This window comes from Streptomyces capoamus (assembly GCF_014654935.1).
Lineage (GTDB): Bacteria > Actinomycetota > Actinomycetes > Streptomycetales > Streptomycetaceae > Streptomyces > Streptomyces capoamus.
On the sequence record NZ_BNBF01000023.1, the window covers coordinates 104170 to 108283 of the forward strand.

At 71.0% G+C, this 4114-nt stretch carries 4 protein-coding genes; all 4 read left to right on the plus strand.

All coding sequences use genetic code 11. The annotated features are described in order from the left end of the window. Nucleotides 1-1104 (plus strand): mandelate racemase/muconate lactonizing enzyme family protein (locus IE312_RS30165; RefSeq protein ID WP_229900601.1); only part of this gene is annotated, 1104 nt, incomplete at its 5' end. After that, entirely contained in the window at nucleotides 1101-2114 is a 1014-nt protein-coding gene (locus IE312_RS30170; protein ID WP_189985443.1) for a zinc-dependent alcohol dehydrogenase, read from the plus strand. The genes IE312_RS30165 and IE312_RS30170, both read left to right, overlap by 4 nt. Before the next feature lie 113 nt (nucleotides 2115-2227). Next, complete coding sequence (locus tag IE312_RS30175) at nucleotides 2228-3211, plus strand: hypothetical protein (RefSeq protein ID WP_189985444.1); 984 nt, start codon at nucleotides 2228-2230, stop codon at nucleotides 3209-3211. A gap of 54 nt (nucleotides 3212-3265) precedes the next feature. Continuing rightward, nucleotides 3266-4114 (plus strand): substrate-binding domain-containing protein (locus IE312_RS30180; RefSeq protein ID WP_229900602.1); only part of this gene is annotated, 849 nt, incomplete at its 3' end.

A 4114-nucleotide genomic window follows, 5' to 3' on the forward strand; every position in this document is an offset into this window, starting at 1 on the left:
ACCTACGTCCAGGTGCACACCGACGAGGGCATCACGGGAGTCGGCGAGACCCGGATGCTCGGGCACACCGACGCGCTGATCGGCTATCTGCGGGAGGCGGAGGCCAACCACATTCTCGGCTCCGACCCGTTCGCCGTCGAGGACCTGGTGCGCCGCATGAAGTACGGCGACTACGGCCGTGCCGGCGAGATCGTCATGTCCGGCATCGCGGTCGTGGAGATGGCGTGCTGGGACATCAAGGGCAAGGCCCTGGGCGTGCCGGTGTGGCAGCTGCTCGGCGGGAAGGTGACCGACAAGGTCAAGGCGTACGCCAACGGGTGGTACACGACCGAGCGAACGCCGGAGGCGTACCACAAGGCCGCACAGGGGGTCATGGAGCGCGGGTACAAGGCGCTGAAGATCGATCCGTTCGGCACGGGGCACTTCGAACTGGACCACGAGCAGACCCTGTACGCGGTCTCGCTCATCGAGGCCGTGCGGGACGCCATCGGCCCGGAGGCCGAGCTGATGCTGGAGATGCACGGCCGCTTCTCCCCCGCCACCGCCGTCCGGCTGGCCAAGGAGATGGCGCCCTTCAAGCCGGCCTGGCTGGAGGAGCCGGTGCCGCCGGAGAACCTCAGGGCGCTGGAGAAGGTCGCCGCCAAGGTGGACGTCCCGGTCGCCACCGGTGAGCGGATCCACGACCGGATCGAGTTCCGCGAGCTGTTCGACAGCCAGTCGGTGGACATCATCCAGCCGGACGTCGGCCACATCGGCGGCATCTGGGAGACCCGGAAGCTGGCCGCCACCGCCGAGACCCACTACATGCTGGTGGCCCCGCACAACGTGGGCGGTTCCGTGCTCACCGCCGCCTCCCTCCAGGTCGGCTTCACCTCGCCGAACTTCAAGATCCTGGAGCACTTCAACGACTTCGCCGACGCGGAGATCAAGAAGGTGGTCAAGGGCGCGCCGCAGGTGGTGGACGGCTACTTCCACCTCTCCGACGCGCCCGGGCTCGGTGTCGAGCTGGACGTGGACGCGGCGGCCGAGTTCCCGCAGCAGCAGGCCCGGTTCGACCTGTGGGCCGAGGGCTGGGAGCAGCGCAAGCCGAAGGCCACCAAGTGAGCTCCCAGGTCCTCGTCGAGGCGCCGGGCGTGCACCGGGTCGAGGCCCACACACCGCGCGAGCCGGGTCCCGGCGAGGCGCTGGTCGCGGTGCACGCGGCCGGCATCTGCGGCAGCGACCGCGAGGTGTACCAGGGCAACCGGCCCGAGGGGTACGTGCGGTATCCGCTCACGCCCGGGCACGAGTGGTCCGGGACCGTGCGCGCGGTGGGGGCCGGGGTGCCCGGCTCGCTCGTGGGGCGCAAGGTGGTCGGCGAGGGCTTCCGCAACTGCCAGGTCTGCGACCGCTGTCACGCGGGCGAGACCACGCTGTGCACGGCCGGGTACGAGGAGACCGGGTTCACGCAGCCCGGCGCCATGGCGGCCACGCTGACCCTGCCCGCCCGGCTGCTGCACGTCCTGCCGGACACGGCCGACCTGACCGCCGCCGCACTGCTGGAGCCGGCCGCCTGCGTCGCGGCCGCCGCGCTGAAGGCGAACGCCCGGCCGGGCGAGCGGGTCGCGGTGGTCGGCACGGGCACCCTGGGCATGTTCGCGGTGCAGTTCCTGAGGGCGGTCTCGCCGGCGGAGCTGCTCGTGGTGGGCACCCGCCGCGACCGCGAGGCGCTGTCGCGGCGGTTCGGGGCGAGCGACTTCCGGCTGAAGAGCGCCGAGGATCCAGCGCTGCCCGACGACCTCGACGTGGTGATCGAGACCGCCGGTTCGGCGTCCGCCGCGCGCACCGCCGCCGCGCTGCTGCGGCGCGGCGGCCGGCTGGTCCTCACCGGGATCCCGGCGGCGGGCGCGGACGGGCTCGACCCGACCGACCTGGTCGTACGGCAGCTGGAGGTGCACACCGTCTTCGGGGCGCCGCCGGACGCCTGGGCGCACGCCGTGCGGGTGTTCGGTGCCGGTCTGCTCGACCCGCTGCCGCTGGTCACGCACGAGTTGCCGCTGACCGAGTTCCCGCGGGCCATCGAGCTGGTGGGGGCCGGTGATCCGAAGGTGGGCAAGGTGCTGCTCCGCCCCTGACCGTACGCCGGTCAGGGCGTGACCTGACGGCGCCCTGACCGGCGTACACCCAGCGCTTTTCCGTACCGAGAGCCGCGAACCTCGTCCGACATACCGAACACGAAGGACAGCTTGTGACCGACGCTTCCGCTCCGGCAGCCCGCAGGCCCGGCGAGCAGGTGCTCGCCGCACTCGGCCTGGCCGCGCCCGCCCTCGATCCCGCCGACGCCTCCGCCCACACCTTCCCGGGCGGCGGCCGCTGGCGCACCGAGATCCCCTCGTGCGAGGGTCCCGAAGCGCTGGCGGTCGTCCTCAAGGAGGCCTCGCGCCTCGACGTGCCGATCCACCGGATCAGCCAGGGCAGCGGCGTGTGGATGCTCACGGACGCCGAGATCACCGAGATGGTCGAGGCCACCGGCGAACGCGACATCGAGCTGTGCCTGTTCACCGGCCCGCGCGGCACCTGGGACATCGGCGGCTCGGTGCGGTCCGACTCGCGGGGGGCCGGACTGCGCGCCCGGGGCCACGACGCGGTCGCCGGCTGCGTCGAGGACGCCGTCCGGGCCACCGAACTGGGCGTCACGTGCCTGCTGGTCGCCGACGAGGGCGTGCTGTGGACCCTGCACCGGGCCCGCGAGACCGGCATCATCCCGGCCGGCACCACGCTGAAGGTCTCGGCGCTGATCGGCCCCGTCAACCCGGCCTCGTACGCCGTCTACGAGCGGCTCGGCGCCGACTCCGTCAACGTGCCCAGCGATCTGACGCTGGACCACCTCACCGAGATCCGCCGGGTGTCCGGCGCCCCGATGGACATGTACATCGAGGCACCCGACGACCTCGGCGGCTACGTCCGGATGTACGAGGTCGCCGAGCTGATCCGGCGCGGCGCACCGCTCTACCTGAAGTTCGGCCTGTCCAAGGCGCCCGGCATCTACCCGTGGGGCACCCACCTCAGAGACGTCACCCTGGACACCGCCCGGGAGCGGGTGCGGCGCGGCCGGCTCGCCCTGGACCTGCTCGCCCGGCACGGCGCGGACGGCGACATGGCGCCGCTCGGCTCCCGGTCCCCCGGCACCCTCAACCGCTTCCCCCTCGAAGCGACCGCTCCCCGCACCTGAACTCCCCGCACCCGAGCCTCCTCTCCACGACGAGACCGACAAGGACTGATCCCCATGCGCAACCGCAGAGCCGCACTCGCCGCGATAGCCGGAGCCGCCTCGCTCGCCCTCACCCTGACCGCCTGCGGCCAGAACAGCGAGGGCGGCAGCAAGCAGAAGCCGGGCGACGTCAAGGGCGCCACCATCGGCATCGCCATGCCGACCAAGTCCTCCGAGCGCTGGATCTCCGACGGCAAGAACGTCGTCAAGGACCTGGAGGCCAAGGGCTACAAGACCAAGCTGGTCTACGGCGAGGACGACCCGGAGACCCAGGTCTCGCAGATCGAGAACCTGATCACGCAGGGTGTGAAGGGCTTGATCATCGCGGCGATCGACAACAAGTCCCTGGACCACGTCCTCCAGGAGGCCGCGGACGCGCACATCCCGGTCATCTCCTACGACCGGCTGATCCTCGGCACCAAGAACGTCGACTACTACGCCTCGTTCGACAACGAGAAGGTCGGCAAGCTCCAGGGCCAGTACATCGTCGACAAGCTCGGCCTGGCCAAGGGCAAGAAGGGCCCGTTCAACATCGAGCTGTTCGCGGGCTCCAACGACGACAACAACACCAAGTACTTCTTCGGCGGCGCCATGAGCGTCCTCCAGCCGTACATCGACAAGAAGCAGCTGGTCGTCAAGTCCGGCCAGACGCAGCTGAACCAGGTCGTCACCCTGCGCTGGGACGGCACCACCGCGCAGAAGCGCATGGAGGACATCCTCACCTCCGCCTACAAGAGCGGCCGGGTCGACGCGGTCCTGTCGCCGTACGACGGCATCTCCATCGGCATCCTGTCCGCGCTGAAGTCGGACGGCTACGGCTCGGGCAGCAAGGCACTGCCGGTCATCACCGGCCAGGACGCCGAG